The following is a 25,701-nucleotide window of genomic DNA, read 5'->3' as shown; positions in this document are numbered from 1 at the left end:
GAGATCGCTCCGCCGAACATCCCAAACATGATCAGTGGAACCAGGGTGATCAGACCGGTCAGCCCGACCGCGAACGAGGACCCGGTGATGTCGTAGACCTGTAGCGGCACCGCGGTCGTGGTAATCATTGAGCCGACCGCGGACACGGTTTCGCCTGCCCATACGCGCCGGTAAGCCGGGTAGGACCGCAGCGGTCCGAGGTCGGTCAGCACGGTGCGGGCGATCCGCCGGCCGGGCACCTGTGCCCGGCTCAGGGCCGTCGCGCGGTCACCTGCCGCAAAGCCAATCTTTCTCATGGTGACAGGCGTTCGATGACCCAGCACTCATCGCGGGGCGGGCGGCGCTCCTTGTCTGTGCTGGTCTTGTCTGTGCTGGTCCGGCGGTAGCGGAGCCGGTCATGAAGTCGGTCCCGGCGGCCCTGCCAGAACTCGACGCTGTCCGGGACGAGCCGTATCCCGCCCCAGAACGGGGGCACCGGGACCGGCGTGGGTTCAGGCCAGCGGGCGTCGAGCTCCGCCCGGCGCCGCTCAAGCACATCCCGGGAGGTGATTGTCTCGGACTGGTGGCTCGTCCATGCTCCAAGCTGGCCGCCGCGCGGGCGGGTGTGGAAGTAGGCCGCCGTCTCCTCGGCCGACACACGCTCCAGCGAGCCGGTGACGACGACCTGCCGTTCCAGGGCATGCCAGGGAAACACCAACGAGCCGTACGGGTTTGCCGTGGCGTCGTGTCCTTTTCGGGATGTGTAGTTGGTGAACAGCGTGAAGCCGCGTTCGTCGAACGCCTTGAGCAGGACGGTGCGGGCGCTGGGCCGGCCGCGGGCGTCCGCCGTGGCGAACACCATCGCGTTCGGTTCGGCCAGCGCTGATCCCGGTTCGGCGGCCACGGCGGAGGTCTCGGTGAACCAGCGGGCGAACTGACCGACCCAGGTAGGGGCGAGATCGGCCTCGGACAACCCGCCGGTGGTGTAATCACGCCGCTGGACTGCCGGGTTCGGCGCGGCCCGCGGCTGAGCGTGGTTCGGGTGCTGCGGCACCTGACCAATCCTGGCAGCTGTCTACCGGTAGCTGAGCGGGAAACTATATTGAGCACACGGCGTCACGTTCTGGCGGAGCCAGAATCGGTGCGACGTCGCTCGTGTTTTGTGATTTGTATCACTTTTTGTTGCGGCGCCGACCGCTTAGATGTTGCTGACGGGTCGGTGGCCCATTTCCGCGGGTCATCACGTGGCGTGGTGTCGGGGACGCCCAGCCGGTGGGTAGGGTTCAGGCACGCCGGACGCTGCTGGACGGTGCGGGGTCTGCGCGAATGTGGCACTGCCCCCGACAACAGGGCAGGATGCAGGCAGGCAATTCAGTGAGTTTGGCGAGGTAGAAAGATCATATCAGTTACGGCTGGCGTTCGGTGCTCGGGAGCGGCCCGGCGTACCACCTAACGGCACCGGCCGGGGACAGGAAGCGGAGCCTGGACTTCGATGGCCGACAGGACAAGCGACTTCAAGCCCGGTCTCGAAGGCGTGATCGCCTTTGAGACCGAGATCGCGGAGCCGGACAAGGAAGGCAGCGCGCTGCGGTATCGCGGTGTCGATATCGAGGATCTCGTGGGAAAGGTCGACTACGGCCATGTGTGGGGGCTGCTCGTCGACGGCTCCTTCGAGCCGGGTCTGCCACCGGCGGAGCCCTTCCCGTTGCCGGTGCATTCCGGTGACATCCGGGTGGACGTGCAGAGCGCGCTGGCGACGCTCGCCCCCTACTGGGGTTTCGGCCAGCTCATCGACATCTCCGATGCCGAGGCCAGGAACAACCTGGCGCGGGCGTCGGTGGTAGCGCTGTCCTTCGTCGCGCAGGCGGCCCGCGGTCTCGGTCAGCCCGCCGTCGCGCAGAAGGAGGTCGACAAAGCCCGCACAATCACCGAGCGTTTCATGATCCGATGGCGGGGGGAGCCGGACCCCAAGCATGTCCAGGCGGTGGACGCCTATTGGGTGTCCGCGGCTGAGCACGGTATGAACGCCTCCACCTTCACCGCCCGAGTGGTGGCCTCCACCGGCGCGGACGCGGCGGCCGCGCTGTCGTCGGCGGTCGGGGCATTGTCCGGCCCGCTGCACGGGGGAGCGCCGTCCCGGGTGCTCGCGATGTTGGATGACGTCGAGCGCACCGGTGACCCGGTTGGCTATGTCCGTCGTGCGCTGGATCGCAAGGAACGGCTGATGGGCTTCGGCCACCGGGTGTACCGCGCGGAGGATCCTCGCGCCCGGGTGCTGCGGCGGACCGCCCGTGACCTCGGCTCACATCGTTACGAAGTGGCTGAGGCGCTGGAGGCCGCGGCCATCGAGGAGCTCACGAACCGTTACCCGGACCGCCCGCTCCGGACGAACGTCGAGTTCTGGTCGGCGGTCGTGCTGGACTACGCCGAGGTACCGCCGCATATGTTCACGTCCATGTTCACCTGTGCCCGTACCGCCGGCTGGAGTGCCCACATCCTCGAGCAGAAGCGCACCGGACGCCTCATCCGCCCGTCCGCGCGTTACATCGGTCCGGCTCCCCGGCCGCTCGGGGACGTTCATGCCTGACGGCATCGTCATCCCCGGGCAGCTGCGTCCGGTTGACGGGCGTTTCGGCTGCGGACCGTCCAAGGTCCGGCCCGAAGCGGTCGCTCAGCTCGCCGCGACCGGAACGTCGCTGCTCGGCACTTCGCACCGGCAGAAGCCCGTGCGCAGTCTGGTCGGCCGCGTCCGCGCGGGCCTCGCTGACCTGTTCTCGCTGCCCGACGGCTACGAGGTCGTGCTCGGCGTCGGTGGTTCCACCGCCTTCTGGGACGCGGCCGCGTTCAACCTGGTGCGGGAACGCTCGCAGCACCTGGTGTTCGGGGAGTTCGGCGGCAAGTTCGCCGACACCGCGAAGGGCGCGCCGTTCCTCGCCGAGCCATCGATCATCACCTCGGCGCCCGGCAGCCATCCGGACTGGGTGCCCGAGCCGGGCGTCGACGTGTACGCCACCCCGCACAACGAGACATCCACCGGCGCGGCGAAGCCGGTCCGCCGGCCGATCGGAGCGGACACGGGCGCCCTGCACCTGGTTGACGCGACCTCTGGCGCCGGTGGACTGCCCGTTGATGTCCGCGAGGCCGATGCCTACTACTTCGCGCCGCAGAAGAGCTTCGCGTCCGACGGCGGGCTGTGGGTGGCGTTGCTCTCACCGGCCGCGATCGAGCGGTTGGCCGAGATCGCCTCCTCCGGCCGGTGGATCCCGCCGTTCCTGGACCTCACGACCGCCCGGGACAACAGCTCCAAGGACCAGACCTACAACACCCCCGCGGTCGCCACCCTTTTCCTTTTCGCGGACCAGGTCGAGTGGATGCTCGCCCATGGTGGCCTGGACTGGTGTGTGCGGCGGACGGCTGAGTCGTCGTCCATTCTCTACACCTGGGCGGACAAGACGTCCTATACGACACCGTTCGTCACCGATCCAGCGCAGCGTTCACAGGTCGTGGTCACCATCGACTTTGACGGTGTGGACGCGGCGGTCGTCGCGAGCACGCTACGCGCGAACGGCATTGTGGATGTTGAGCCGTATCGCAAGCTCGGCCGCAATCAGCTGCGGATCGCCTGTTTCCCGGCAGTCGAGCCGGCTGATATCCACGCGCTGACCGCTGCCATCGACTATGTGGTCGAACGTCTGTAAGAGCGCGTTTGAGATCGTCATTCCGGCTCGCCGCGCCCAGGCGCTTGGACGGGCGAGCCGGATAGTCGGCTTTCGAACGCGTGCCCTAACGGCGAGGGCGTGTCGGAGCGGCCTGGGCCGCGAGGGCCGCGATCGAGTCGGATTCGCCGCCGATGTCGGGGGAACGGTCCTCGATCAGTGAGTACGGACGCTTGTCATAGCCGATATAGAGCTGGCGTGGGCGGGCAATCTTCTGTTCGGGGTCGAGCAGGCCCTCTTCCCACTGGGCGAGCCAGCCGGGCATCCGGCCGATCGCGAACAGCACCGGGAACATCTCCACCGGCAGGCCCATCGCCTGGTAGATGATGCCGGTGTAGAAGTCGACGTTGGGGTACAGCCTGCGCTTGATGAAGTACTCGTCCTCGAGCGCGATCCGCTCCAGCTCCATGGCCAGGTCGAGCAGTGGGTTTGTGCCGGTGATTTTGAATACCTCATCGGCCACCTGCCGGATCACCCGGGCGCGCGGGTCGTAGTTCTTGTAGATCCGATGCCCGAAGCCCATCAGTTTCTTCTTGCCGTCCTTCACCTTCGCGATGAAGGCGGGAATGTTCTCTACCGACCCGATATCGGTGAGCATCCGCAGCACCTGCTCGTTGGCCCCGCCGTGCAACGGGCCGTACAGCGCGGAGATCGCGGCCGCGGTCGCGGAGAACGGGTCGGCCTGGGAACTGCCGACCGCGCGCATCGCGTTTGCCGAACAGTTCTGCTCGTGGTCGGCGTGCAGGATGAACAGAACGTCGAGGGCATGCTCGAGGTTCGGGTCCGGCTCGTATTTGAGCTCGGTGGCCTTCCACATCATGTTCAGGAAGTTGCCCGCGTACGACAGGTCGTTGTCCGGGTAGACATAGGGCAGCCCGATCGAGTGCCGGTAGGAGAACGCGGCCAGGGTTGTGATCTTTGCGATGAGGCGCACGATCTGTAGCCGCCGCAGCCCGGGGTCCGTTATTTCCTTCGCGTCTGGATAGAAGGTCGACAGGGCGCCGACGGTCGACAGCAACATGCCCATCGGGTGTGCGTCGTGGTGGAAGCCGTCGATGAATTTCTTGATCGATTCGTGTACGAGGGTGTGGTGGGTGATTTCGTCTTCCCACACCGCCAGCTCCGTGGCTGTAGGCAGCTCCCCGGCGAGCAGGAGGTAGGCGACTTCAAGAAAGCTGCTCCGTTCCGCCAGTTCGGTGATCGGGAATCCGCGGTAGCGCAGGATGCCGGCATCCCCGTCGATGAAGGTGATGGCGCTGCGACAACTTGCTGTGTTGGTGAAAGCCGGGTCGTAGGTCATCAGACCGAAGTCGCCTTCGTCAACCTTTATCGCCCGCAGGGCGCTGGCCCGGATCGCGCCGTCGGCAATCGGGATCTCATAGGTCTGACCGGTGCGGTTATCAGTGACGGTCAGGGTGCTGACCTGCTCGGACACGCCGGACTCCTCTCGCTGTAGCGATCACATCGGTATACACGCGCCTTGGCTGTGGCGTCCGGGTGCGGACTGCTTGGGCCGGTTCGGCGGTAGGCAACAGTTGCCCCCAAGTCTCGCGGTTCGCGCCACCACACGCCTGTGATCGGTAGCCTTCACCCGGCGTGTCCTGCGACACCCCTTACGGACCGTTCCGCGGCAATGCTCCATGTCCTTAACATGGCACTGTTGGTAAGGGATTTCAACATCGCGGGGAGCGGGGCACAGCCAAACCGGTCACGAATGACGGAGGGTTTCTCCGGGCACGACATCCGCCGCGGCCGGACCGGAGCCGGGGTGTCCCGACCGGCGTGCCGTGGGCCGATGCCGCGACCGGCGTGCCGTCGCCGGGTTCTGGACACTGGGCTCTGGACACTGGGTTCTGAGCGCGGGGCTCCAGCACTGTGATGGCGTTGGCGGGCCGTTCACCAAGCCCTGGCGAGGGTGTATGTGGATGCATCGACGGCTGTTAGCTGATCGTTGGATGTGAATACCAGGGAAAACTGTGTTGATGGCCCGCGCTCGCGATTTCCGGATACCACCGAGGCCGCCGGATCCAGGGCGTGTTCCGACAGCCGGCTGTCCGGCTCCCTGGTCGAACAACGCCGCCCGGAACACGCCGTAACGTTCAGCATGGGCGCCGGGTCCCGCACCGGCAGGCCGGAGCCGGTGGGCTGGATGGATCGGGCATCGGTAGGTGCTCCCGCGGGTCACCGCGCGACGGTCACGGTGTCCCGCCGAACAGCGACCAGCTGGCCACAGTCTCGTAACGCCGTCCGAGGCCGGGGGCGTTCCGCAGCATCGTCAACGCCCTTGCCGTCCACGTTCGGCAGGAGACATGAGCGAGCGCAGCCGTCATCGGCCGCAGATCCGGCCCGGTCGGCTCGGTGGAGTCCGCCGCGCTCTGCCTGCGTCCCGGATGTGATCGTGCGACGGTCGCGAGGGTCAGGTGGCCACGCCAGGCCCGCGTGTCATCGAGGCCGGTCGCGCCAGCCAGCTTTGCCTCCCGTGCCACCGCCGTGGCCAGCGGCATCAGTGGTTCCTCGTCGACATCGGCGAACAGGACCCGGGAGCCGAAACGCCCGCTCCCGGCAATGGTCACAGACGGCGGCGGATGCTTGCGGGCGACGTCGGCCAGCCGGCTGGTGAGATCAGGAAGAATGGCGGCTGGCACCTCGCCGAGGAAAGCGAGCGTGATATGCCAGGTGTCGGGCGGCGCCCAACGCACGTCCGCGGCAAGCTGCCCATGGTCGCTCCGTAGCCGCCTGACGGCGTTGAGGAGCGGTTCGACGACATCAGCCGGTGGAACCAGAGCCACGAACAATCGAGCCACATCCAGCAGAGTCTGCGCGTTCGGAAAGTCTGAGTCCAAAGGTGGTGCACTGGCCGTTGCGCCGTGGCCGTGGCCCCCCGGCAACGGCCGGATGCGGGTTTCGGAGGCTGCTCCGGGATCTCCGGGTGGCGCGGGGCGCCGGCTGCTCCTGGGGCATCCGCGGTACCAGTCCTCATCCACTGATTCACGAAAATAGAAATAATATTAATTATTTAACAAATACGTGAATTTTTTCACGCGAAGAGTTTGAGACGGAGTAGTTACGAATTACGCTCCAGGCTGCCGCGGCGGCGGGCACTATCGGGGGGTGACGACGGTTCCCGAGCTGGTGGCCTCACGCGACCCGGCAGGCGCGCGCGAATGGCGTGAACGCCGCCGTGACGCTCGGCAGTACCAGCCTGATCTTCCAGGCGCGATGGTTTTGGTAACGGATGGTAGCGATCGTATGACCGCTTCGGTCCTGCGCGACGCGGGTGTGGACGTGGTAGGCCTCCTCGCGCCCGAGCCGCTGGAGTCGCTGGCCTGGGCCGCCGAGGCTGAGGCGCCCCGGGCTTACGCGGACCTGGTCGCGATGCTGTCGGACGAGGTCGAGGCGGTGTGTATTGAGATGGCGCCGCCCGGCTCTGACGTGATCGCTCGAAGGGCCGTCGAAGCAGGGCTGCACGTGCTCCTGTCACGTCCGGCGACCGCTGATCCCGACGCGCTGCGGGCCATTGCGGATCTTGCCGAGGAGTCCGATCTCGCGCACGTGGTCGCTCTCGATGGACGGGCCTGGCCGGCAGCCTGGCATGTGCAGGCGTCGGTCTCCTCGCTCGGCCGGATCACCCAGGTGACCGTGCTCGCGGCCCCAGCCGGGCCATCCGGCCGGGCTGAGATAATTGATCTTGTTGGTCGCTGGTGCGGGGAGGTGATCGCCGTGTGCGCCCACCCGGCCGCCATGCCCGCCGCCAGCCTTGCCGCTGACGCGCCCGTGACCCTTGCGCTGCTGTCGTCCAGTGGCGCCACGGTGCTGGTCAACGAGAGGCCCGGCGGCCGGCTGGACACCGCCACGATCACGATCTGTGGCACGGACGGGAGGATAGTGGTGCAGGGGCGCCGTGTCCTGCGACAGGACTGGGACGGTACGCGCGACCTGTTGATGCGCGATGTCCCGGGCGTGCGTCCCGGTCTCGTCGAGGCAACCTACGACGTCGTCCGGGTCACCGAGCTCAATGACTCCGCGCTGGTGCGCGGTGCGACTTTTTACGATCTCCTTACGATCGCCCGGCTGCTCGCCTCCGCCGACGTGTCCCGGGCCGGCGGAGGCTGGGTGGAGCTGTAGGCCGGTCCGCCGGCCGGCGCGGGGCGCGGATGCCGTACGGCGTCACGAACCAGCCAGGGTGTCGAGGATGGGCGCGGCTCGTTCAAGAGCGGCTATCTCGTCCGGACTGAGCGACGCCAACCGTTCGGCGAGCCATTCGTCGTGCCGGCGATGGTCGGCTTCCAACAGGTTGAGGCCGGCCTCGGTGATCCCGGCGATGACCTGGCGGCCGTCGGTGGGATGCGCGCTGCGAGCGACCAGGCCGGTCTCCGCGAGATGGGCGACCACCCGGGTCATGGACGGTGGCTGTACCCGTTCGTGTGCCGCGAGCTCGCCGAGAGTCATCGAGCCGTGTCGCTTCAGCGTGGCAAGAGCGGCGATCTGCGTGGGGGTCAGCGTGTTGGAGCGTTCCTGGCGCAACCGGCGCGACAGGCGCATCACGGACAGGCGGAGGACCGACGCGAGTTGAGCCTCGGTAGCGCTGTCCATCAGGCCAAGGTACCTTGTTAGCCGCGCTATGGCGTCTTTCGGGAGTCGTCGTTCGATCAGGGAGCCGCGTCCAGGTGGTTCCTGGCAAGGCCCGCACACGCCCCAAGAGGTCACCGTCGGAGAATTCGTCCCACGCGGGGTTCGTGGCTGGCATGAAACGCGGTGAACCGGTTACGTTCCGCAAGGCTCTGGGGGCATGCTGGCTGAAGGCGGTGCGATCGTGGTGTCGCACCGCCGGAGGCCTTTGAGGCATGCTGGCTGAAGGCGGTGCGATCGTGGTGTCGCACCGCCGGAGGCCTTTGAGGCATGCTGGCCGAAGGCGTCAGCCCGTACCCGCTCCATGCGCGGCCAGGGCTGCGGGGACGGGTGCGATCGCGCTACGGTTCGCGGCTTCACCCCGGTCGCGCCGGGCGACCTCCTCGCGGACGAGCGGGATCAGGTGACGGCCGTAGTCGACGGCGTCGTTGTACGGGTCGTAGCCGCGGATCAACAGGGTCGTCACACCGATGTCGACGTAGTCGAGAAGCGCCTGCGCGACGGTCTCGGGCGTTCCGACCAGCGCGGTCGAGTTACCGGCGGCGCCGGTAGCGGCGGCGAGCGGTGTCCACAGCGCCCGGTCGTGCAGTTCACCGGCGGCTGCCGTGGCGAGCAATCGCTGCGACCCGACATTCTGCGGCGTGGCGGTGGGGCTGTAGCGCACGCGGAACTGACGGAAGATGCTGTTAGGCGCATCCAGGTTGGCGCGCGTGGCCCTGAGGATGTCGTAGGCACGTTCCCAGGCCAGGTTCTCCGTCGGGCCGAGAATCGGCCGGAACGACACGCTGATGCCGGGCTTGGGGCGACCGGCGTCGGCCGCGGCCTGGTTCACCGCCGCGATCTGCTCGGCAGTCTCGGCCAACGGCTCACCCCACAGCGCGAAGACGTCCGCCTGCTTGCCACCGACCCGGTAGGCCGCCGCCGACGAACCGCCGAAGTACAGCGGGATGTGCGGTTGTTGTACCGGCCGGACCGTGGACAGGTAATCTTCCAGTTTGTAGTACCGGCCGTCATGGTTGAACGGCCCGGTTGACGTCCAGGCCTTCCTGACGAGGTCAAGGTACTCATCGGTCCGGTCGTAGCGTTCGTCCTTGGTCAGGTAGTCACCGTCACGCCGTTGCTCGGTGTCGTTGCCACCGGTGATGATATGGACGGCGACCCGGCCCGCGGAGAACTGGTCCAGGGTCGCGAAGTAGCGGGCCGCCACCGTTGGGAAGACGACGCCCGGCCGGTGCGCGATCAGATAACCCAGCCGTTCGGTGTTGGCAGCCGCATAGGCGGCCACCTGAATGTTGTCCGGCGAACTGGAAGAATAGCCAATGAGCGCCTTGTCGAAGCCGGCGTCCTCGTGCGCTCGCGCGAACCGGCGGACGAAGTCGCGGTCAACGGTTGCTCCTGATGTCTGGCCTGTTTCCGATCCTTCCGCGGCGGAGACGAGACCGATGAACTCGACGGGCATGGCGGAACTCCTCGCGAGCTGTGTGAATGCGTGCGGTGAATGCGTGCGTGGGCGGATACGGGCCGTGCGGATACGAGCGTGTGTGGGTGCGTGCGGGGTCAGGAGCAGCCGTCGATGTCCGAACCGTTGGTCAGGACCGGTCCAGCCCATTCCAGGCCCTCAAGATTGACCACGATCGCTTCCTGGGTGCTTCGAGCGATCACGACAATGGCCTCGATGCCGGGGTCGGGGTTTTCCTCGCGATGCGGGATCCACGGCGGCACGAAGATGAAGTCGCCGGGGGCTGTCCGCACGCGAACCTCCCGCCCGGCGCGCGGGCGCCGCTCCCTGTCGGCGTTCTGGTCGAGGAAGACGAACTGCGGGTGGCCGCTCACCACGTAGATCGCGGTTTCGGAAGCGCCGTGGTGGTGGTTGCCGGACGCGGTCGCCGGGGCGACGTGAACCTGGCCCATCCACAGTCCGGTCGAGCCGACGGTCCTGTTGCTGATCGCCGAGAACCGGAGCATTCCACCGGTCTGGGCGGTATCCGGGCTCAGGTTCGCCTGGGTGATCTGGTGGAGGCGGCGGTGGAAGGGGTCCACATCGCTGAACGCGGGTGGGCTGGACCCAGGCGGGCCGAACGCGGGTGTGGGGCCGGTGGTTGTCACTCGTCCGTGCCCCGAGGTGGGTTGTGCGTGACCCCGAGCCAGTCGAGCAGCTCGGCTCGCAGCTCGACGAAGGCCGGGTCGGTAACGCTTCTGGGCCTGGCCAGGGTGACGTCAACGCTGTGGGCGATCATCCCATCTTTCATGATCAATGCGCGGTCGGCCAGGAGAAGAGCTTCCTCGACGTCGTGCGTGACCAGCAGGATCGCCGGTTTGTGGCGCTGCCAGAGCTGTTCGACCAGGCTCTGGGCCCTGATCCGGGTGAGGGCGTCGAGAGCACCGAACGGTTCGTCCAGCAGCATCAGTTCGGGGTCGCGCACCAACGCCCGAGCCAGCGACGCCCGTTGTGCCTCGCCGCCGGACAGCGTCTTGGGCCAGGCATCGGCGCGGTGGGCCAGGCCCACTTCGGCCAGCGCCATGACCGCGCGAGCCTTGTCCGGCCGCCCGGGCAGGCCGAGGATGACGTTGCGCCAGACACGTTTCCATGGCAGCAGGCGCGGTGCCTGGAACGCCACGGCTCGCCGGGACACCACCCGGACGTCCCCGCTGATCTCGGTGTCGAGGTCGGCGAGGATGCGTAGCAGGGTGCTCTTCCCGCAGCCGCTCGCGCCGAGCAGGGCGACGAACTGTCCGGCCGGCACATCCAGGTCGAGGCTTTCGATGACGCTGTTGGTACCGAAGGCGCGTCGCAGGTTGCGGACCCCTACCGCGAGTGGGGTGCCGTCCGGTGATGTCGTGCCGAGGCCCCGCGGAGCCAGCTGCGCGCTCATGCTCCGCTGAAGGCTGGTCGCCACGACAGCAGCACCCTTTCGAGAAGTCGGACGAACGCGTCGACGGCGAGCCCGAGGAAGGCGTAGACAACGAGGCAGACCACGATGATGTCGGTCCGCTGGAACTCCTGGGCGTCGTTCATGAGCTGACCGAGGCCGTGGTTGGCGTTGACCTGCTCGGCGAAGATGAGCGCGAGCCACGCGATGGCGAGGGAGTATCGGACGCCGACGAGCATGTTCGCCAGCGCGCCCGGCAGGATGACGTGCCGGATCAGGCCCAACCGGCCCAGTCCGATCGTGCGCGCGGCTTCGACCAGGTTGGCGTCGACGTTGCGGATACCGGCGTAGGTGTTGAGGTAGAGCGGGAAGGCGACGCCGAAGGCGACCAGCGCGATCTTCGGCGTCTCACCGATGCCGAACCAGATGATGAACAGCGGGACGAGGCCGACGAACGGTACTGTCCGGATCATCTGGACCGAGGCGTCGATGAGATCCTCACCGAGCCGGAACAGCCCGGCGAGCAGCGCCAGGGAGATCCCGATGGTTCCCCCGAGCAGCACGCCGGTACCGACCCGCCGCAACGAGACCCCGATCGCCTGTGGAAGATCACCATTGCTGACGAGATCGCCGAACGTGGTGACCACCGTCCACGGGGAGGCGAACAGCTCGGTGGAGGTGCTGCCACGCCAACTCGCGAGCTGCCATAACAGCACGAGGAGCAGTGGGCCCGTCGGCCGCCGGATCCACCGGGGCACACCGCGCCGCCCGGCGGCTGACGGGGTGACCGTGACCAACACCGGGGCGGGTGGTAGGGAAGGCGTGCCGCTGCCGCTGCCGCTGCCGCTGCTGTCCGTGCCCGTGTCTGGAGCCGGGCCGGGTGCCCGTGCCGCCGCGTCTTTCCCGGCAGAAAGCGTGTGGGTTGTCACAGATTCTCCGCGGTGATTGGTGCTGACATTGGCCGAGGGCGGCGCGATCATTGTTCCTACGCGCCGGCGGCGGATCGATTGGCGTTGACGGTGGAAATCCGGTCGGGACGGTGGCGGCTGTCGCTGGAGATCCGTCGCGATCCGATTTCCAACCCGGTCTTAGTTAATTCGGGTAACGCCGAATCGCTTGGCGTGAGTACGGAGTACCTGTGCTGGTGGGTGCGGCGCTCCGCGTCACGTCCCGGTCAGGAGGCCGGACATGCGGCGGACTTCACCCGGAGAAGGTCGATGTGACCCCGGGTAACCAGAAGTGCCGATTTCAACATGAGATCAACGGAATCATACGGCTTCTACCTGCGTCAACGGGTGGCGTTGTGTGACGTATATTACTTTCCCACTTCTTGACTGAACAATATAACTATACGCAGAGTGTTGTTTTGTGTCTGCTGAGATGATCCTGACGCGGCGCCGCTGCGTGGATTACGCCCGGGCCTGGAGCAGCCGCTGTCGATGACGGCTCCGGCTTTTCGCGGCTCGCTCCCCCGGGAGCTCCGGGCGTACGAAAGAGCCATCCTGACCTGGTCACTCGACCCAGCCGTCCACCGTTAATCACTTTTATCCTGTCCGCCACCGCTCGTACCGGTTTCGGACGGGAGATACTCGCGCTTCGGAGTTGCCCGATGCTACGTCTGTTCACCCGCCACCAAACCCGGCCGGTCACTCGTCACAAACCTCGGCTGTTCGCGGGCATCACCGCGCTTGCGGCCGTTTCCCTGCTGGCCGCCTGCGCGGGAGGGCCCGATTCGGCGGCTCCGAAGTCGTCGGCCACGACAGGCGCCAGGGCCGACCTTTCCGGGGTGACCCTCCGCATCGCCGATCAGGTCGGTCAGACCAAGGCCATACTCGAGGCGGCCGGCGTTCTCAAGGACATTCCGTACAGGATCGAATGGTCGGATTTCTCGGCGGCGGCTCCGCTGCTGCAGGCACTGCGGGCGAACGCCGCCGACATCGGCCCAGCGGGTGACGCGCCCGTCCTCAACGCGATCGGTGCCGGCGCGCCGTTGAAGATCGTGGGCGTGACCCGAACCTCCGCCAAGGCCGTTGCGGTGCTCGTTCCCAAGGATTCGCCGATCCGCACGGTGGCAGATCTCAAGGGCAAGACCGTTTCACCCACCACGAAGGGGAGCGTCGGGCACTATCTGCTGCTCGGCGCGCTCAAGGAGGCGGGCCTGACCCCTCATGACGTCACGATTTCGTTTCTGACCCCGCCGGCCGCCACCGCCGCGTTCGACTCCGGGCAGATCGACGCATGGGCAACCTGGGATCCGTACATCGCACTGTCGGAACAGAAGGGCGCGCGCATCATTCGCGACGGGGTCGGGATCAGCTCCGGGCTCGGGTTCACCGTCGCGTCGGAGCAGGCGGTCGGGGATCCGGCCAGGCGCGCGGCCATCGCGGACTTCCTGCTCCGGCAGGCCCGGGCCTTCGACTGGTCGAACACCAACAAGGCGGACTTCACCCGGTTGTTCGCCTCGCTGACCAAGCTGCCCGAGCCGGTGGCCGCGGCGGTGACCAATCGCCGAACGGTGACAGCCCCCCCGATTGACGACACGATAATCAAGCAGCTGCAAGAAGCCTCGGACGTGTACACCGAAGCCGGTGTGATCGACCACAGGCTGGATGTCGCCCCGTTCTTCGTCCGCTCGCTGACCTTCTGACCAGCTGTCACCGTTTCCTGTCCGCGCGTCCATCCACATTACGGAGGCTGGTCATGCCACCGACCTTCCCGTTCCCGCGCATCGTTGTGTTGAGCGGGAATCCCCGCCCAGCCTCCCGGACGCGTACGGTTGCCCGGACCGTTGCCGAACGGATTGCGCGGGAATGCGTCGCCGGGCGAGGCGGCCACGCCGTCGTGCCTCGTCCGGCGGCCGCGGGAGTCGAGAACGCCGCGGGATTCGAGAACATCGACCTCGCTCTGATCGCCCAGTACCTGTTCGCCGACACGAACGGCCTTGTTGCCGCGGCGCTGGCGTCCATCCGGGCGGCGGACGTGCTCGTGGTGGCCACGCCGGTTTACAAAGGCAGCTACACTGGCCTTCTCAAGGCGTTTCTCGATCTGCTGCCTGCGGGTGGGTTGACTGGTGTGATCGCAGTGCCGGTAATTGTCGCGGGCGCGCCAGCGCATCAGGCCGTCGCCGAGCTGCATCTGCGTCCGCTCCTCGCTGAACTGGGGGCGACGGTTCCCACGTCGGCATTCTCGATCGTCGAGGCTCAGCTGCCGGCTCTCGACACCCAGGTCGACGACTGGGCCGCGGCGAACGGCCGGTTGGTCCAGGCCGCGGCGGCGCTGGTCATCGAAGCGCGGGTCAGCGAAGCGGCGGTCAGCGAAGCGGAACTCGCGCGATGAGCCACCCCGCCTGGCCGCACGCCGCGGACCATGAGCCGGACGAGTATGGGCTGGGGGACGGCTCGGTCGCCCGGCTCGTGGCCAGCCGGCCCGTGGGCGCCACCGGTCACGACGAAACTGGTGCGGGTGTCGATCCCGACACCTACCGACGGGTCTTCCGCCGGCACGCGGCCGGGGTCACGGTGGTGACCCTGGACAGTCCGTCCGGGCCGGTCGGCTTTACCGCGACGTCCCTTGTGTCACTGTCGCTGGAACCGCCGCTGATATCGCTGTCGGTGTCATCGGCCTCGTCAAGTTGGCCGGCGTTGCGGCATGCTGACACGCTGCTTGTGCACCTGCTGTCCGACAGCCAGGCCGATGCCGCCCAGCGTTTCGCGGCCAAGGGCGCCGACCGGTTTGCTCCGCCCAGCACGTGGACGCGCCTGCCCACCGGTGAACCGCTGCTGGCCGGGACGGTGACCTGGGTACGGGCCCGGCTTGAACATCGGCTCACCGCCGGTGACCATCGGTTGCTGGTGGCCCGTGTGCTACAGGCGCACACCGAGGAGGACAGCGCGTTGCCATTGATTTATCACAATGGCGAATACGGGACTTTCAAAACAAATAACTTTCATTCGGACGGGCCTCTTCAGCGCCGCGTTCAGTCTACTTCAGCACCGCGTTCAATGCCGAGATCGCGAAATTCGGTGCCTGATGCCTGATACTTGCTACCTGATACCTGACTTCCCACGGCACTTCCCACGGCGCGTCGGCCGGCTTGCCCGGCTCTCTCGCTGACCGGCTGGGTATGGCAGCGACCGTGTCATGCTCGGCCGGTGGGCCACGTTCTCCCTCCGGAGGGTCTCCATGTCGACTCCGAGCGCACCCGCATCCGTCGGGCCGCCCCAGCGGGACCTGCTGACGGAACTGGCCGCCGAATTCGCCGCGACCGCGGCGGAACACGACCGGACGGGGACCTTCCCGGTCGCGAACCTCACGCGGCTGCACGAGGCCGGGCTGACCGGGCTCACCGTCCCAGTTGCCTATGGCGGAGCCGGCGCGGGCATCTCGACCGTGGTCGACGTGCTCGGCACAATCGCCCACGGCGACCCGGCGACCGCGCTCGTTCTCGCGATGACGTACCTGGCACACGCGCGCTTCGGTGACGGCGGTGGATGGGCCGAGGACGTGTATGCGCGGGTGGCACGGTCCACGGTGGAGGAGGGCGCGATGGTGAGCCACCTGCGGGTGGAGCCCGACCTGGGCAGTCCCTCGCGGGGTGGCCTGCCGGCCACGACGGCCCGCTGGACAGGGGATGGCTGGGAGCTCACCGGCCACAAGATCTATTCGACTGGTGCGCCGGTGCTGCGCTGGATGCTGGTGTGGGCGGCGACCGGCCCGGCCGCCGACCCCGTTGGGCGGGTGGCCGGGCCGGCGGCGGGCGCGGGGGCCCGGGAGCCGCGGGTCGGCGTTTTTGTCGTACCGGCTGACAGCGCGGGCATAGAGATCATCCGTACCTGGGACCACCTCGGGATGCGGGCGACCGAAAGCCATGACGTTGTCTTCGACCGGGTCCGGCTGGACGCCGACGCGGGGGTGGGGCTCCTCCCTGTGTCCCGTCTGCGGGATGCGGCGACAGCGGGATTAATGATCATCTCTTGGGGTGCTCTCGCCATCTCAACGATCTACCTGGGGGTCGCCGAGGCCGCCCGGGACTGGCTGATCGGTTTTCTGCATGAGCGGGTGCCGTCCAACCTGGGCAAGCCGTTGGCGAGCCTGCCGCGCTTCCAGGCCGCCGTCGGGGAGATCGACGTCACGCTGACGACGGCGCGGGTGTTGCTCGAGACGACCGTGCGGGGTGTCGACGCGGGGGACGCCGTAGCCGCCGCCCGTGCCAACGCCGTGAAGTCGACGGTCACCAACGCCGCGATCCGCGCGGTGGGCGCGGCCGTTGCGCTGACCGGAAATCCCGGGCTGTCCCGCGCGAACCCGTTGGAGCGTCATTATCGAAATGTTCTGTGCGGTCGTGTACACACTCCGCAGGACGACGCTGTCTACGCCGATGCCGGCCGTGCCCTGCTGCATTGGGAAGAGAAAACGGTGAAGCCATCGAGAGGAGCAGCGGAGAGATGAGCATAAGCACGGAAAACATCGCAGTCCTGGCGGATGCGAGCGTGGGAGGCCCGGAGCCGGGTTCGTGGGACCGGTCGAACATCGTCGCGCCTGCGGTCGGTGGCCCCTGGCCGCGGCCCGAACCGGAGCGGAGCGTCGTCGAGGAACGGCTGTACCGAAAGCAGCGCCTGGCCGGCGCGTACCGTATCTTCGGCCAGCTGGGTCTGGGCGAAGGGCTGCCCGGTCACATCACCGCGCGTGATCCGGAGCTGCCTGACCACTTCTGGGTCAATCGGGCCGGTGTCGACTTCCGCCGGATCACTGTGTCCAACCTGCTGTTGGTCAACGATGCTGGCGAGATCGTCGAGGGCGTCGGGCCGCTGAACACCGCGGCGTTCGCCATCCACTCGCAGATCCACGCGGCCCGGCCGGACGTTGTCGCCGCCGCGCACACGCACTCCCTGTACGGCAAGGCGCTGTCAGCCATCGGTGAGCCGCTGTATCCGATCACCCAGGACGCCTGCGCCTTTTTCGAGGATCATGTGATCTTCGAGGGTTACAACGGCGTTGTGCTCAGCACGGACGAGGGGCGTCGCATCGCCGAAGCCCTCGGCGGGCGCAAGCTCGCGATCCTCGCCAACCACGGCCTGCTCTCCGTCGGGGCCTCCGTGGAGTCAGCCGCCTACTGGTTCATCGCCGCCGAACGCGCTGCCAAGGCCCAGCTCGTCGCCTCAGCCGCCGGCGCGTTGCGGATTCTCGACGACGAGACCGCCCGGCTCACCGCGGGCCAGCTCGCCAGTGAGGTGGGCGCGCGGTGGTCCTTCGAGGCTCTTTACCAGATCATCGTCGAGGAACAGCCCGACCTGTTGGACTGAACGGTCTTCACGTCCTTCCATGCGATCAGGGTGGGTGCGTCGCCGCTTATGCCAGGTGGCCGCTTATGCCAGGTGGCCGAAAGGCGTCCATATCGCCCGAAAAGCTCCTATACCGACAAACTCGCGCGGTTCACGGTCTGGGCGGCTCGGCTGGTAGGGGTTTCGGTGCCGCCCGCGCTCCCCAGACCGCTGGCAGGCCGCGGGGTAACGTCGGCGAACATGAGCACGACCCCGCCGGTTGGCCGCCGCGAGCTGGAACCACTGCCCTATGACGGCGTGGCGTCAGTAACCGTCGGCACGGTTCTGTGGTTGGTCGCCCTGATCGTGATGCTGCCGTTCTGGAACAACCTGCAGGCGCACGGCCACCTGTGGTGGATCGCGACCGCGGCCATTGGTACCGGGCTCGGGCTGCTGGGCATCGCGGTCACCACGCGCCGCCGTGACCGCCTCCGAAAGCCGGTCAACGAATGATCCTTTGTTGGTTCGATGGATCAAGGAGCGGGGCTGGGCAGCCGGAACCGGCCGGCTGGTGGCCGGGACTCACCGGTTCACCAGTCGTCGAGGTCATCCTCGGCCTGCCGCTGATCCTCGCCGGCCGGGTCGCGCAGCGCCTCGGCGATGGCATGGCGGCGGTCCCAGGTGCCCGCATGCCAGGCCAGCGCTCGCGCCAGCGCGTTCGTCCCGGCGTTTTCGTCGACGTGGATCTCGCCGCCGATACCACCGAGCACCCGCCACGCGACAGGCGTGGGCGTCCCATCGGCGTCGGCCACCAGCAGCGGCGCATGTGACAGGTACGGCGTGCCGTCCGGTGCCGTACGCTTCCGCGGCGTTGAGACGACCGCACAGCCGCCGAGCGTCGAAAGCAGCCGCACGCCGAGTACGAGGGAAGCTTCGGCCGCCCGGTCCAGCGGCATTCGCAGGGCGCTACGACCGGTCCCGAGCAGCGGCAGCAGGTCCGGCGCATCGACGATCACGGCGTTGGATGTCCGCACCACCCCGTCCGGGGTACGCACGGTCAGCGGGGGATCGATGCCGGTCGGCCGGTCGCTGCCGTTGCTGTCGGTGTCGTCGCTATCTGTTCTGTCGGTATTATCAGGGATCTTGGTGGCATCCACCGCGGCCATGTAGAGCGCCCGCGCGGCCGGCCACGGTACATCCCGATCGGCGTCGCCGAGCCGGTCGAGCAGATCGAGCAGCGCATTGGGATCGTTCAGGACATCGGCGAGGGTGAGCCGGCAACCGAGCCGGCGCAGCAGGTCGACGTCCACGCCGGGCAGTGGCGCGGCGGGTGCGAACAACCCGTCGAGCAGCGGGTCCGCGCCGGGCAGCGCCAGTTCGGCCGGCGGCAGGACCGCGGTCGATCCGGCGACGGGAAGAAGCGCGTGCCGGGACAGCCACCAGCGGGTGTACGACGTGTCGACGTCAGCGCCGGCTCCCACCGGCCGGTTGGGCTGGCTGATCCGCTCGGAGTGCATGACCGCGTCCCGCAGGGGCGGCTGGGCAAGCTCGCTGAGCGCCTCGGGCCAGCGGGACGTGTCGACGAGTTCCAGGTCCCGCACGGCGCGGAAGGTCGTGAGTGTTGGTGGCGCGGCCGGCGCGGCATGTCCCGGCTCGTGCGCGGCTCCGGCGGTGAGACGGGTGGTCAGCTCTTCCACCCAGGCATCGCTGTCGTCCAGTTCCAGCAGCGTCGGCTCGTCCGGGTCGAGCCGGATGCCGTCAGCCCGCAGGGTGGCGAAGGTCCGCAGTACCCCGACCGCTTCCAGCACCCGTATCGGCCACGCCCGCGCGAAGTCATCGGCGAGGACGTTGAACGGCGCGTCCGTCGCGAGCACTCGGTCGAGGGGGCCGTCCGCGATCAACAGCTCACCAGCGGGGCTGAAATCCCCATCGGCGTCAGGGAGGAGCAGATCGGCGAGCCACGGCAGCTCACCGACCGCGCCAGCGGGATCGAGGCCGGCGTCACGCACGAGTGCGAGGACGGCCGTGGCCAGCGCGCGGACAGCGTCGGCAGCCACGTCCGGATCGAGGTCCGCGACAGCGTCGGCGATGGATGCGTCACGCAGCACGCTCACCGGGGTTCCGTCAACCGCGCCGAGGGTGCGCAGGATGCCGCGGGCGGCACCGACGCAGGCGTCCGGATGCACCACCCGCAGCGGCAGACCTGAGTCGATCAATGCCGCGACGTCCAGCTCGGGCGTGGGGAGCAGCACACCACGCGGGCCGGTGACCATCCGGGCGCCGAGCCGGGCCCCATCCGTATCCGTGCCGGTATCCGTGCTGGTACTCGTGCCGGTGGGCTGTTCCCCGGTGGGCACGGCCAGGGGGACGGGCAGGGCGCCGAGAGCGTCCCGGTCCGGAGCATGCGCGAGAGCCGCATAGGCACGTGCCCACCACGCCGGTGGTCGGCGCAGCTCAGTGAGGATCTCGACTACCTCAGCGGTACCGAGCCGCTGTACTCCCAGCAGCGCCAGCGGCGACCGCCAGCGGCGGGCCGCGTAGTCTGCTGGTAGCAGACCGTCCACACTGCCGCCCCCATCGGGCGCGTCGGGGGGTGCGTCGGGGGGTGCGTCGGGGCCGGTGACCGGCCCGCAGGCAAGCAGCGCGGTGACCGCGTCGGTCGCCGGGCCGAGGTCGCACACGACGCAGGCGGATCCACGGCGCCCGCCTGGCAGCATCGGCGCGTCCGGAAGGAGCCGGCTGAGCGCATCCCGCAGTCTGCCGTCGACCTCCCCCACGGGCAGCCCGGTCGGGACGAGCTCGAGCGCCGCCAGCGGGGAATGCGCGGGCGGATGGCCGCTACCCGCGAGTGCCGCGAACACCCCGCGGACGTCGGCCTCCGGCGCGGTCCGTGCCGGGTTCCCGGTGCCGGGCTCGGCGGCGATCAGGGCTAGCAGGTCGGGCGCGGCCGGGGCCACTGGGGTGGGGCCGCCATGGCGTGCTGACGGGGTGCCGGACGCTGGCGGGGTGGCCGCGGCCAGATCGTCAGCTGTGGCCGGGCCGGCGCTGCCAAGGTCGACAGCCAGGTCGACGACTGTCTCGGCAAGCCGGTCCACCAGCCAGTCCCGCAGCGGACCGGCGACTGTGTGCCGGCGGGACGGTTCGAGGGGCAGATCCACGCTGACCAGCACCGGCAGAGACAGCGGTTCGTCGGTCGGCTGCGGCGCGCGGACCAGCCTGGGCACGTCATCGGGCCAGCCGCCCTCGCGAACCATCGCCCGTGCCGCGTATCCGGTGCGGGAACGTTCCTCCACCGGCCGGTCGGCCAGCAGGCCCGCGGGGATCACGCCGCGTCGGACCCGGCCGACCCACCGCTCGCCGTTCAGCAGCGCGTGCTCCACGCCCGGCGCCGGGTACGCCCAGACACAGGTCAGGGTTTCGGGCGTGCCGTCGATCACGATGGTGATCTCGGACAACCCGGGCATCAGCAGGGGAAGCGTTGGGTCCAGGCCCGTGAGCAACGAGCGGGCCAGCGATTCCGCGGCGCCGTCGCGCAGGGGCAGCCGGACGACCGTGTCGTAACCATCCGGCGGTGGCGGCGCGTCCATCATGGGGAAAGGAAGGCGCAGCACGGGGACCGCGCCGTCGCGGCGGCCCAGCTCAGCGTCAAGAGCCGGTTCGCCGAGCGCGTTGATCGCGTCGATCGTCGACTGCTTCGACCAGCCGATGCCACCGCCCAGGTGGTTGCGGTCCCCCCAGGAACCCACCGGCTGCCGGGACACGATCGACGGGGTGTCGCTGACGGCCAGAACCGCGGCGAAACCGACCCCGAAACGGCCGAGAGCCGTTGTGTCGCGCTTGGCTGAAGCGCGCAGGGTCGACAGTGACTCGACTCCGGCCGCGGACAGCCCCGTCCCGGTATTGGCGATCTCCAGTATCCCGTTGTGATGTTCTGCCGCGCTGTCGCTGTCGCTGTCGCTGGTCAGCGTCATCAGAACACGGCAGGGGACAGCCGCGGTATGGGCCGCGTCCACCGCGTTCTGGAGCAGCTCGACGACGAGCCGGTCGCGGTAGGCGCCGCGAGCGGCGTCCTCCTCCGCGTTCGCGTCCTCACGGAACCGGGCCGGGGATGCCGCCCAGGCGTCGAGCACCCGGCGTTGGATCGCCGCCGTCCCGAACGAGTCGCTGGGCTGGCCGAAGGTGCCACGATCGTCCTGGTTCGCGCGCCGCCGGTGGTCAGGAGGGCCAGCCTGGGTGCTGCCGCTGTCGGCGTCCACAATCACGTTCCTGTACGGCTGCGCGTCCATCGTTCCATCCTCCTCTTCGGCCGCGGTTGGCTGGGATACCAGGTGCCGCCAGTTGGCCCGGCGGCGGCCGATAATCGGGAACGTGGCGTCCGCGGCTCGTCGTGATGATCCGAAGCTGGTGCCGGCGGTCGCCGGCCAGTGGGAGCGGATCGCCCAGAGAGTGGACGCGCTGGCCGATGAGGAGCTGGCACGGCCGGGCAGACTGCCCGGCTGGAGCATCGCGGACCATGCCGTTCATGTCCTCGGGGCGGCGGCCGCGCTTGCCGCGGCGATTGCGGGCACGTCCCCTCCGGACACGGACCGGTTGCCAGCTGCCGACCCGTTGCGGCTGCGGTTGCACGGTTGCGTCGCCGCGGCCGTGGCCGAGCTCGACGGTGTTGACCTGGCGCGTCCGGTCATGACCGCGGCGGGTGGGACGCGGTTGGGGGACTTTCTGGTCACCCTGGCGCTGGACGGTGTCGTCCACGGTCTTGATCTGGGGGTCGATCCGGCCCGGGACGCGCTGCGCATCGCCGTGCGGACGATCACCGGGTTGCTCGCCGCGCGCGCTCCAGGGCGTTGCGTGGAGGTACGGGTGCCGCCGTTCGCGGCGATACAGGTAATCGAGGGCCCACGACACACCCGGGGCACTCCGCCGAACGTGGTCGAAACCGATCCGGTCACCTTCGTCGACGTCGTCGTGGGCCGCCTGAGCTGGGTGGATGCGGTGGCGGACGGCCGTGTGCGGGCCAGCGGCTCCCGCGCGGATCTGCGTCCGTTCCTCCCGTTGCCGTTCCTCCCGTTGCTACCCGGCTCGGTACGGCAGATCGGCTGACCGGCCGTTTCTGTCATGGGCATGCCCCAGGCGCTTGATGGGGCTGCCCGGAGCGGGTCCGTTCGTGGCGTCCCGCATGAGTTGGAGATCGACGGGTGCCGGGCGGGCTGACGCTGCTAGCGTGGACCGCGGACCAGACAAACGACGTCCAGAGGAGCCGTGTTGCCCGACGTCGGCGACTGTTCGATGTCCATCTCCGCCCGGCCTGCGATCTCCCCCGATGCAGCGGATGCCCCCCGCGGCGACAGACAGTTCGCCGATCTTCGACACCATGGTGGCGAAGACCTGGTTCGTGAGTACGCCGACGATCCGGGCCCGCGGGACGCCTGCGGGGTGTTCGGCGTGTGGGCGCCGGAGGAAGACGTCGCGAACCTCACCTACTACGGGCTGTATGCGTTGCAGCATCGGGGGCAGGAAGCGGCGGGTATGGCCGTCGCCGACGGCCGCAGAGTCCTCATTTTCAAGGAGCTGGGCCTGGTCGCCCAGGTTTTCGACGAGATGACGTTGGCCAGCCTGTCGGGCCATCTTGCCGTGGGGCACACCCGTTATTCGACGACCGGGTCGTCCACCTGGGAGAACGCCCAGCCGTCCTACCGGTCGTCACGGACCGGGGGGGAGGTGGCGCTGGGCCACAACGGTAACCTCACCAACACCGTCAAGCTGGCCGCGGACCTTGTCGACCCGGTCAAGGGCAGGATCCGGGCGACGACGGACTCCGATCTGATCACCGCGATGCTGGCCGCGCATCCCGGCCCGACGCTGGAAGAGGCGGCCATGGACGTGCTGCCCCGGCTGGCCGGAGCATTCTCGCTGGTGTTCTGCGACACGTCGACCCTGTACGCGGCCCGGGACACCCATGGTGTGCATCCGCTGGTCCTGGGCCGGTTCGGCGGGGACGGAGCGGACACCGGCTGGGTCGTGGCGAGTGAGACGGCCGCCCTCGACATCGTCGGCGCCGGTTTCGTCCGTGAGGTCGAGCCCGGTGAGTTGATCGTTATCGACGCGAGCGGGCCGCGCTCCCGCAGGTATGCACCGGCGACACCGCACGGTTGCCTGTTCGAGTACGTCTACCTCGCGCGTCCGGACACCACGATCGCGGGCCGTTCGGTGCACGCGACCCGGGTCGAGGTCGGCCGGACGCTCGCTCGCGAGGCGCCGGCCGAGGCCGATCTCGTGATCGGGGTGCCGCAGTCGGGCGTACCCGCGGCGGTCGGCTTTGCCGAGGCCAGCCACATTCCGTACGGCGATGGGCTGGTGAAGAACTCCTATGTGGGACGGACGTTCATCCAGCCGTCGCAGACGATCCGTCAGCGCGGGATCCGGCTGAAACTCAATCCGCTGCGGGACGTCATCGACGGCCGTCGGCTTGTCGTCGTCGACGACTCGATCGTGCGTGGTAACACCCAGCGAGCCCTGGTGCGGATGCTGCGCGAGGCCGGCGCCATCGAGGTACATGTGCGGATCTCCTCGCCGCCGGTGCGCTGGCCGTGTTTCTACGGCATCGATTTCGCCACCCGTTCCGAGCTGATCGCGAACAGTGCCGGCATCGATGAGATCCGGGAGTCGCTGGGGGCTGATTCCCTGGCCTACGTGTCACTTGACGGCCTGGTCGCGGCGTCCCGCCAGCCGGCACAGCGGCTGTGCCGCGCCTGTTTCGACGGGGTCTACCCGGTTGCGCTGCCGCACGCCGACCATCTCGGCAAGTATCTGCTGGAGGAGGCCGACGACGTGCCGCCGGTCGCCGGGCCGCCCGCCGGCTCCCGCGCGGACCATGCATGCGATCCTCCGCTGGACAGCGGGGTGCTGATGGACGCCCTGCGGGCGGGGACGCCCGTCGACAGCGCCGGCCCGGCGACGCGGCAACGGTGAGCGCGCCGCCGCCCGGTTCGGGCAGCTCGGTCGGTCGGGCCGGCCCGAGTGCCCCGGACGTGCCACCTGGCCGGCCTGTGACGAACGTGTCCTATCTGGACGCGGGCGTGGACATCGACGCCGGGGACCGGGCGGTCGCCCTCATGCGCGGGCACGTCGCGCGGGCCACCCGCCCGGAGGTGGTCGGATCGCTCGGGGGTTTCGCCGGGCTGTTCGCGCTCGACGTCACCCGTTACCGGCGTCCCCTGCTCGCTTCGTCGACCGACGGCGTCGGTACGAAGATCGCTGTTGCGCGGGCCGTCGGCCGGCATGACACCGTCGGTGTCGACCTGGTCGCGATGGTCGTGGACGACCTGGTGGTCTGTGGCGCTGAACCGCTGTTCCTGCTCGACTACATCGCCTGCGGTGCCGTCGTCCCGGAGCGGATCGCCGCGATCGTCGCCGGGATCGCGCTCGGCTGCCAGCAGGCTGGCGCCGCACTCGTCGGCGGGGAGACCGCTGAGCATCCCGGCCTGATGGGCGCGGACGATTACGATCTCGCTGCCACCGGTGTCGGCGTGGTGGAGGCGGATGCGCTGCTCGGCCCGCAGCGGGTGCGCGCCGGGGACGCGGTGGTGGCGATGGCCTCGTCGGGTCTGCATTCCAATGGCTACTCCCTGGTCCGTCATGTGCTGCTCGGCCCGGTCGATCCCGATGGCGCGGGCGGGGTGTCGGCCGAGGGCCGGGCCGTTCTGGAGCGCTATGAGGACAGCCTGGGTGTTACTCTTGGCGAGGCTCTGCTCACCCCTACGCGGATCTACGCCCGTGACTGCCTGGCGCTGGCCGCGGCGCTGGACGTCCATGCCTTCGCGCACGTCACCGGTGGTGGGCTCGCGGCCAATCTGGCCCGGGTGATTCCCGCCGAGATGACCGCCCGCCTGGATCGTTCCACCTGGGCACCGCCGCCCCTGTTCGTTCTGGTCGCCGAGCGTGGCGGTATTACGGCGGCCGAGATGGAACGGACGTTCAACCTCGGTGTGGGGATGGTCGCGGTCCTGGCTGATAGTGACGCCTCGGCCGCTCTCGATCTGCTCGCCGCGCGCGGGATACCCGCATGGATCCTCGGCGAGGTCGTTCGTGGCGATGCCGACGGTGCTGTGAACGATCTGACCGAGGGCACCGGCAGCGGCAGCGGCACCGGCGGCGGTCCTGGCGGTCAGGCGAAGCTGTTCGGGGAGCATCCTCGCTGACCCCGGGGCGTACCTGATGGATGGTGGCCGATGCGGGCGATGATCTAAA

General features: G+C 68.6%; 21 protein-coding genes and 1 pseudogene. 12 read left to right on the top strand and 10 right to left on the bottom strand.

Annotated elements, in window-relative coordinates; genetic code table 11:
- Together MJ797_RS02505 and pdxH are read right to left on the bottom strand one after the other, a co-directional pair.
- Positions 1-296, bottom strand: a pseudogene (locus MJ797_RS02505) (hypothetical protein); the annotation flags it as partial.
- A complete protein-coding gene (pdxH, locus tag MJ797_RS02500) occupies positions 293-1,033 on the bottom strand; it encodes a pyridoxamine 5'-phosphate oxidase (RefSeq protein WP_239331413.1) in 741 nt (246 codons plus the stop codon). The gene pdxH and the pseudogene MJ797_RS02505, both read right to left, overlap by 4 nt.
- A gap of 438 nt (positions 1,034-1,471) precedes the next feature.
- Here pdxH and MJ797_RS02495 point away from each other — a divergent pair, with 438 nt between their 5' ends.
- Together MJ797_RS02495 and serC are read left to right on the top strand one after the other, a co-directional pair.
- Complete coding sequence (locus MJ797_RS02495) at positions 1,472-2,566, top strand: citrate synthase 2 (protein ID WP_239312728.1); 1,095 nt, start codon at positions 1,472-1,474, stop codon at positions 2,564-2,566.
- Positions 2,559-3,677: a phosphoserine transaminase gene (gene serC / locus MJ797_RS02490; protein ID WP_239331411.1), complete on the top strand. Its 1,119-nt coding sequence runs from the start codon at positions 2,559-2,561 to the stop codon at positions 3,675-3,677. The genes MJ797_RS02495 and serC overlap by 8 nt, the downstream gene beginning before the upstream one ends.
- An 85-nt stretch (positions 3,678-3,762) precedes the next feature.
- Here serC and MJ797_RS02485 read toward each other — a convergent pair whose 3' ends face one another.
- Both MJ797_RS02485 and thpR read right to left on the bottom strand, forming a co-directional pair.
- On the bottom strand, positions 3,763-5,130 hold the full coding sequence (locus MJ797_RS02485; RefSeq protein ID WP_239312734.1) for a citrate synthase: 1,368 nt from the start codon (positions 5,128-5,130) through the stop codon (positions 3,763-3,765).
- Between the two features lie 760 nt (positions 5,131-5,890).
- Positions 5,891-6,484: an RNA 2',3'-cyclic phosphodiesterase gene (gene thpR, locus MJ797_RS02480; RefSeq protein WP_239331409.1), complete on the bottom strand. Its 594-nt coding sequence runs from the start codon at positions 6,482-6,484 to the stop codon at positions 5,891-5,893.
- Between the two features lie 322 nt (positions 6,485-6,806).
- Between thpR and MJ797_RS02475 the strand changes: the two genes are divergently transcribed.
- Positions 6,807-7,820, top strand: coding sequence for a Gfo/Idh/MocA family oxidoreductase (locus tag MJ797_RS02475; protein ID WP_239331407.1), 1,014 nt, complete (start codon positions 6,807-6,809; stop codon positions 7,818-7,820).
- Between the two features lie 42 nt (positions 7,821-7,862).
- Here the strand turns inward: MJ797_RS02475 and MJ797_RS02470 are convergent, their stop codons facing one another.
- The 5 genes from MJ797_RS02470 to MJ797_RS02450 all read right to left on the bottom strand — a co-directional run bounded on the left by MJ797_RS02470 (position 7,863) and on the right by MJ797_RS02450 (position 12,123).
- Positions 7,863-8,288, bottom strand: a complete 426-nt coding sequence (locus tag MJ797_RS02470) for a MarR family winged helix-turn-helix transcriptional regulator (RefSeq protein WP_239312742.1) — start codon at positions 8,286-8,288, stop codon at positions 7,863-7,865.
- Positions 8,289-8,610: 322 nt separating this feature from the next.
- Positions 8,611-9,783, bottom strand: a complete 1,173-nt coding sequence (locus tag MJ797_RS02465) for an LLM class flavin-dependent oxidoreductase (RefSeq protein WP_239331405.1) — start codon at positions 9,781-9,783, stop codon at positions 8,611-8,613.
- A 98-nt stretch (positions 9,784-9,881) separates the two neighbouring features.
- A complete protein-coding gene (locus tag MJ797_RS02460) occupies positions 9,882-10,430 on the bottom strand; it encodes a cupin domain-containing protein (RefSeq protein WP_239331403.1) in 549 nt (182 codons plus the stop codon).
- Positions 10,427-11,221, bottom strand: a complete 795-nt coding sequence (locus MJ797_RS02455) for an ABC transporter ATP-binding protein (protein WP_239331401.1) — start codon at positions 11,219-11,221, stop codon at positions 10,427-10,429. Before MJ797_RS02455 ends, MJ797_RS02460 begins: the two co-directional genes overlap by 4 nt.
- Positions 11,194-12,123: an ABC transporter permease subunit gene (locus MJ797_RS02450; protein WP_239331399.1), complete on the bottom strand. Its 930-nt coding sequence runs from the start codon at positions 12,121-12,123 to the stop codon at positions 11,194-11,196. The genes MJ797_RS02455 and MJ797_RS02450 overlap by 28 nt, the downstream gene beginning before the upstream one ends.
- A 680-nt stretch (positions 12,124-12,803) precedes the next feature.
- Here MJ797_RS02450 and MJ797_RS02445 point away from each other — a divergent pair.
- The 6 genes from MJ797_RS02445 to MJ797_RS02420 all read left to right on the top strand — a co-directional run bounded on the left by MJ797_RS02445 (position 12,804) and on the right by MJ797_RS02420 (position 17,967).
- Positions 12,804-13,841 (top strand): ABC transporter substrate-binding protein, encoded by a 1,038-nt coding sequence (locus MJ797_RS02445; RefSeq protein ID WP_239331397.1) that lies wholly within the window; start codon positions 12,804-12,806, stop codon positions 13,839-13,841.
- A 53-nt stretch (positions 13,842-13,894) separates the two neighbouring features.
- Positions 13,895-14,530: an NADPH-dependent FMN reductase gene (locus MJ797_RS02440; protein ID WP_239331395.1), complete on the top strand. Its 636-nt coding sequence runs from the start codon at positions 13,895-13,897 to the stop codon at positions 14,528-14,530.
- Positions 14,527-15,231: a flavin reductase family protein gene (locus MJ797_RS02435; RefSeq protein WP_239331393.1), complete on the top strand. Its 705-nt coding sequence runs from the start codon at positions 14,527-14,529 to the stop codon at positions 15,229-15,231. The genes MJ797_RS02440 and MJ797_RS02435 overlap by 4 nt, the downstream gene beginning before the upstream one ends.
- Before the next feature lie 145 nt (positions 15,232-15,376).
- Positions 15,377-16,642 (top strand): acyl-CoA dehydrogenase family protein, encoded by a 1,266-nt coding sequence (locus tag MJ797_RS02430; RefSeq protein ID WP_239331391.1) that lies wholly within the window; start codon positions 15,377-15,379, stop codon positions 16,640-16,642.
- The gene (locus MJ797_RS02425) at positions 16,639-17,496 is read left to right on the top strand and encodes a class II aldolase/adducin family protein (RefSeq protein ID WP_239331389.1); all 858 of its coding nucleotides are present in this window, start codon (positions 16,639-16,641) and stop codon (positions 17,494-17,496) included. Before MJ797_RS02430 ends, MJ797_RS02425 begins: the two co-directional genes overlap by 4 nt.
- A 219-nt stretch (positions 17,497-17,715) precedes the next feature.
- Positions 17,716-17,967 (top strand): DUF2530 domain-containing protein, encoded by a 252-nt coding sequence (locus MJ797_RS02420; protein WP_239331387.1) that lies wholly within the window; start codon positions 17,716-17,718, stop codon positions 17,965-17,967.
- A 77-nt stretch (positions 17,968-18,044) separates the two neighbouring features.
- On the opposite strand, the gene MJ797_RS02415 is transcribed toward MJ797_RS02420, so the two are convergent.
- Complete coding sequence (locus MJ797_RS02415) at positions 18,045-21,740, bottom strand: sacsin N-terminal ATP-binding-like domain-containing protein (protein WP_239331385.1); 3,696 nt, start codon at positions 21,738-21,740, stop codon at positions 18,045-18,047.
- Between the two features lie 82 nt (positions 21,741-21,822).
- Here MJ797_RS02415 and MJ797_RS02410 point away from each other — a divergent pair, with 82 nt between their 5' ends.
- The 3 genes from MJ797_RS02410 to purM all read left to right on the top strand — a co-directional run bounded on the left by MJ797_RS02410 (position 21,823) and on the right by purM (position 25,652).
- Entirely contained in the window at positions 21,823-22,554 is a 732-nt protein-coding gene (locus MJ797_RS02410) for a sterol carrier family protein (protein ID WP_239331383.1), read from the top strand.
- 186 nt (positions 22,555-22,740) lie between these two features.
- Positions 22,741-24,423, top strand: a complete 1,683-nt coding sequence (purF, locus tag MJ797_RS02405) for an amidophosphoribosyltransferase (RefSeq protein WP_374581285.1) — start codon at positions 22,741-22,743, stop codon at positions 24,421-24,423.
- 59 nt (positions 24,424-24,482) lie between these two features.
- Positions 24,483-25,652: a phosphoribosylformylglycinamidine cyclo-ligase gene (purM, locus tag MJ797_RS02400; RefSeq protein WP_239331537.1), complete on the top strand. Its 1,170-nt coding sequence runs from the start codon at positions 24,483-24,485 to the stop codon at positions 25,650-25,652.
- Positions 25,653-25,701 lie beyond the last annotated feature (49 nt).

The organism is Protofrankia sp. CiP3 (genome assembly GCF_917627345.1).
Lineage (GTDB): Bacteria > Actinomycetota > Actinomycetes > Frankiales > Frankiaceae > Protofrankia.
This window is presented reverse-complemented; position numbering and strand designations above follow the sequence as displayed.

Bases quoted from the DNA above. Each gene is read 5' to 3' on its own strand.
- MJ797_RS02425 (WP_239331389.1), top strand. From the start codon at position 16,639: ATGAGCATAAGCACGGAAAACATCGCAGTCCTGGCGGATGCGAGCGTG.
- MJ797_RS02420 (WP_239331387.1), top strand. From the start codon at position 17,716: ATGAGCACGACCCCGCCGGTTGGCCGCCGCGAGCTGGAACCACTGCCC.
- serC (WP_239331411.1), top strand. From the start codon at position 2,559: ATGCCTGACGGCATCGTCATCCCCGGGCAGCTGCGTCCGGTTGACGGG.
- MJ797_RS02495 (WP_239312728.1), top strand. From the start codon at position 1,472: ATGGCCGACAGGACAAGCGACTTCAAGCCCGGTCTCGAAGGCGTGATC.
- MJ797_RS02465 (WP_239331405.1), bottom strand. From the start codon at position 9,783: ATGCCCGTCGAGTTCATCGGTCTCGTCTCCGCCGCGGAAGGATCGGAA.
- MJ797_RS02435 (WP_239331393.1), top strand. From the start codon at position 14,527: ATGAGCCACCCCGCCTGGCCGCACGCCGCGGACCATGAGCCGGACGAG.
- MJ797_RS02445 (WP_239331397.1), top strand. From the start codon at position 12,804: ATGCTACGTCTGTTCACCCGCCACCAAACCCGGCCGGTCACTCGTCAC.
- purF (WP_374581285.1), top strand. From the start codon at position 22,741: ATGTCCATCTCCGCCCGGCCTGCGATCTCCCCCGATGCAGCGGATGCC.
- MJ797_RS02440 (WP_239331395.1), top strand. From the start codon at position 13,895: ATGCCACCGACCTTCCCGTTCCCGCGCATCGTTGTGTTGAGCGGGAAT.
- MJ797_RS02430 (WP_239331391.1), top strand. From the start codon at position 15,377: ATGTCGACTCCGAGCGCACCCGCATCCGTCGGGCCGCCCCAGCGGGAC.
- MJ797_RS02415 (WP_239331385.1), bottom strand. From the start codon at position 21,740: ATGGACGCGCAGCCGTACAGGAACGTGATTGTGGACGCCGACAGCGGC.
- MJ797_RS02470 (WP_239312742.1), bottom strand. From the start codon at position 8,288: ATGGACAGCGCTACCGAGGCTCAACTCGCGTCGGTCCTCCGCCTGTCC.